At 46.0% G+C, this 4,079-nt stretch carries 4 protein-coding genes; 3 read left to right on the top strand and 1 reads right to left on the bottom strand.

Translation table 11 applies throughout. The features are described from left to right. From cls to PHP87_RS11135, 3 genes are all read left to right on the top strand, one after another. The coding region (gene cls, locus PHP87_RS11145; protein WP_299921364.1) for a cardiolipin synthase at positions 1-1,106 on the top strand (1,106 nt) is incomplete at its 5' end. 186 nt (positions 1,107-1,292) lie between these two features. Further along, the gene (locus tag PHP87_RS11140) at positions 1,293-2,636 is read left to right on the top strand and encodes an acetyl-CoA hydrolase/transferase C-terminal domain-containing protein (protein ID WP_276624273.1); all 1,344 of its coding nucleotides are present in this window, start codon (positions 1,293-1,295) and stop codon (positions 2,634-2,636) included. A gap of 150 nt (positions 2,637-2,786) precedes the next feature. Next, positions 2,787-3,491, top strand: a complete 705-nt coding sequence (locus tag PHP87_RS11135; protein WP_276620101.1) for a carbonic anhydrase — start codon at positions 2,787-2,789, stop codon at positions 3,489-3,491. Between the two features lie 126 nt (positions 3,492-3,617). Here PHP87_RS11135 and PHP87_RS11130 read toward each other — a convergent pair. Further along, on the bottom strand, positions 3,618-4,079 hold a 462-nt coding region (locus PHP87_RS11130; RefSeq protein ID WP_299921360.1), incomplete at its 5' end, for a TetR/AcrR family transcriptional regulator.

The following is a 4,079-nucleotide window of genomic DNA, read 5'->3' as shown; positions in this document are numbered from 1 at the left end:
TCAGCCAGAATAATAAGGTGGATATATTCAACGATGGTCAGGAACTTTTTCAGGCTATGAGCGCAAGCATTCAACGGGCGAAAAAATATATACACCTGGAATACTATATTATTCAAAATGATGCTACCGGTCGGAGCCTTCGAGATATTCTCAGCCGCAAAGCTGCGGAAGGAGTAGAAGTGAGGCTGCTGTATGATGGAATGGGCTGTATTCGCCTGCCCCGCCGCTTTTTCCAGCCGCTTCTGCAAGCAGGGGGAGAGGTTGCCAGCTTTTTACCGCCATTCTTTCCTTTTGTAAATCTACGGATGAACTACCGCAACCACAGGAAAATATGTATTATTGACGGCGAAGAAGGCTATATCGGTGGTTTTAATATAGGTGATGAATACCTGGGTCTGTCAAAAGAGTTTGGCTACTGGCGGGATACCCACCTGCGCATTCGTGGAACCGCTCTGGATGGCCTACACTTACGCTTCCTCCTGGATTGGCGTTATGCTTGCAACCATGACTTTCAGATGCGGGAAGACTTTTTCCCCCAGCGTGCCCCCCAGGGCAATACCGGAGTGCAGATCGTATCCAGTGGACCTGATTCCAAATGGAGTTCCATTAAAGATGGCTTCCTGAAAATGATTGGTAGCGCCCGGCAGAATATCTACATTCAGACCCCCTATTTTATCCCGGATGAGAGTATTCTCGCTGCCTTGAAAATTGCTGCATTATCCGGGCTGGATGTGCGTTTGATGATACCGGGCAAGGCAGATCACCTTATTGTACACTGGGCTAATCTTTCTTATGTTGGGGAACTGCTGGAAGCAGGGGTCAGGTGTTATGCTTACTCCGAGGAAAGATTCCTGCATAGCAAGGTCATGATGATTGATGGCTATGCCAGCACGGTGGGAACATCAAACATGGATATACGCAGCTTTCACCTTAATTTTGAAGTTAATGCTTTTATTTATGACGAAAGGGTAAGCCGCAACCTGCAAGCGGCTTTCTTCCGGGATATCCAGAATTCTCAGGAGATTACTATGCAAATATACCGGGCCCGGCCAGTGTACGCGCGGATGAAGGAGGCTGTTTCCCGCCTGCTCTCCCCATTGCTTTAAATGGGTGTAGCATATTTAAGGCTTATCTATTATTCTATAGCTAAGAAAAGTGAGGAACGAGGGGCAAGGTATGAGGGGCGAGGGGTTGTTGCGGGCATGGGGGTTAGTAAGAAGATAAATAACAAGATTTAAGATTTTTGGCGTTGGCGTCAGTATTAAATTTCATTATCAGGAGGGGTGGAGTTATTGAACTATGGAGATGAATACCGAAGGAAGCTGGTTTCAGCCGATGAAGCAGTTAAAGTGATAAAATCCGGGGATTGGATAGATTATGGCCCGCTTTGCGGCCAGGTTATTGCTTTGGACCAGGCCCTGGTAAAAAGAAAAGACGAGTTAGAGGATATCAAGATATGGAGCCAGTGCAGCTTTTATTTGCCGGAAATTTTCCGGGTTGACCCTCGGGGAGAAACTTTTATCTGGAATACCTGGCATTTATCGGCTCAGGATCGTCGCGTGGCAGCGGGGGGAAGACCGGTATATTATGCTCCCATGAGATATTCTGAGCTTCCGCGCTTTGTCAGGGAACATATAAAAACTATTGATGTTGCTATGATGCAGGTTGCTCCTATGGATAATCACGGTTTTTTCAATTTCGGACCCCAAACTTCACATTGCAAGGCTTTATGTGATACGGCAAAAAAACTTATCCTGGAAGTAAACGAAAATCAACCCCGTTGCTTGGGGGGATATGAAGAGTCGATCCATATCTCCCAGGTGGATTACATAGTTGAAGGAAAGAACCCTCCTTTGCCGCAGCTGGCTGAATCACCGCCAACCGAGGTGGACAGAAAGGCTGCCGGGCATATACTGGAAGAAATGAGAGATGGCTGTTGTTTGCAATTGGGTATCGGAGGTATGCCCAATGCTGTAGGAAAAATGATTGCTGAATCTGAGCTTAAGGATCTGGGATGCCACAGCGAGATGCTGGTAGATGCTTTTGTGGATATGTATGAGGCGGGAAGGCTAAGCGGCAGCAAAAAACAGATTGACCCGGAGAAATTGGTATATACCTTTGCTGTAGGCAGCCAGAGACTATATGATTTTATTAATGATAATCCTCTTTGTGCTTCGTATCCGGTTAATTATACCAATAATATAGCGATTGCTTCCCGGAATGATAATTTGATTTCCATAAATAATGCGATAGAGGTTGACCTGTACGGGCAGGTTTGCTCGGAGTCGACAGGTACCAGAATAATTAGCGGAACCGGGGGGCAATTGGATTTTGTTCTGGCTGCTTATGAATCCAGAGGCGGCAAATCCTTTATCTGTTTGCCATCAACCAAAAGCGAAGGAAACGGTGAAATAAAATCAACCATTGTTCCAACCCTTACCCCGGGAGCCATCGTAACCGATCCCCGAACAGTAGCCCATTTTATTGTAAGTGAATATGGTAAATGCGAATTGAAGGGTAAAACAGTCTGGCAAAGAGCTGAAGGCTTAATCAATATCGCTCACCCGGATTTCAGGGACCAACTGATTAAGGATGCTGAGGTTCAGGGTATCTGGCGTAGAACGAACAGGTTATAGGTTAAAAAGAAAAATGCCCATTGCTTTCGCTTAAGACTTATAATAGGGATAGAATAACGGAAGACGGAAGAGCACTTTTTATCGGTGGCTGTGGCCCCAGGCTATGAGGGGTTAGTTCGTAAAACAAATTATTCAATGGAGGTGTAGGTTTTGAGTCATCATGCAACAATTGAAGTGGACAAGGCAGCTTTGTTTAAGAGCCTGGAGCAAGGTATCCTGGCTTTTGAAAAGGGATTTCCCCTGGAGGATTTTAAAAAGGGCAACTATGGGCAGCATCCGCTGATAACCCTTTTAAACTGTGCGGATTCCCGTATGCCGGTAAATATTTTCGGGGAGATTTTTAACCGCATTTTTTCTGTGGAAAACATCGGCAACCAGGTTAAAACCAATGAAGGTTCCGTTCTTTATGGTCTTCTGCACCTGCATACCCCGTTGATGATTGTGGCCGGGCATAGCGATTGTGGAGCTATAAAGGCGGCGGAATCAAATTTCGTTGATGAGCCTATGGGTATTCGGAATGAATTATCCATAGTCAAGAATTCACTGGAAGAGGCCCGGCGTAAAAGCGGACTCAGTTTTGACGATGAGCCGGGGCTGAAGTTCAGCAAGCTGGCCGAAGTTAATGTGGATAGGCAGATAGATTATCTTTTAGCTAATTATGCCGTGGCCGATCTGGTGGAAAAAAATGAACTTTTGCTGCTGGGAGTAATGATGGATCTGCATAATATCTATGGCAATGGTTATGGAATGCTTTATACCAGCAATATCAACGGTGAGCGCAATAGCAGCATATTAAAGAGCTATTCCCATTTGGGTTTGCTGGCTGACCGCGCCCGGCGTCTGACTTCGTATTAACTCCGCATGTGACCAGAGGCCACAACCAAGGATGAGGAGTCCTTACTCCTTACTTTTCAAATTAAGGAGGAGCAGTGCGGCCACTTCAAACCGCCTGCTCTTTTCTTGACAGAGGTGTAAAATATATCAAAAGGACCGTCCCCGTGATATGCTTGATAAAAAGAGTCGGCTTAAATCTTTAGCGGCTTTTTCGAAGCTGAGTCCGTTTTCCAGCAGGAAGTCCGGGTTTAAAACCGCTTGAATGGATGCACTTATTGCGGTAACCAGTATGCGCAGGTCGCAATCCGGCAGGAACTCGGTACCCTCCTTTTGGCTTATGGCGCTAATAACCATCTGCACTCGTTCCAGGCGAAAGCGGTCGATTTTTTGCCAGAGATGGGGATAATATTGCCGCAGGTCATTTAGCCCGCGGGGACTGATTATAAAATGACCGTGCTTAAAGAGATAGTTTAAAATATAATTAAAAATATTTATGGGGTCGCTTTCCACCGCCAGGATATGGTCGGCGGCAGCCGCCACTTCAACCAGGAAGCGGTTTACAGCGGCCTCAATTATTTCATCCTTGCTGCGAAAGTAACGGTAGATAGT

The sequence above is a fragment of the Syntrophomonas sp. genome, assembly GCF_028707975.1.
Classification (GTDB): Bacteria; Bacillota; Syntrophomonadia; order Syntrophomonadales; family Syntrophomonadaceae; genus Syntrophomonas.
Note: the sequence above shows the minus strand (reverse complement) of the source record. Positions and strands in the feature narration are given on the sequence as shown.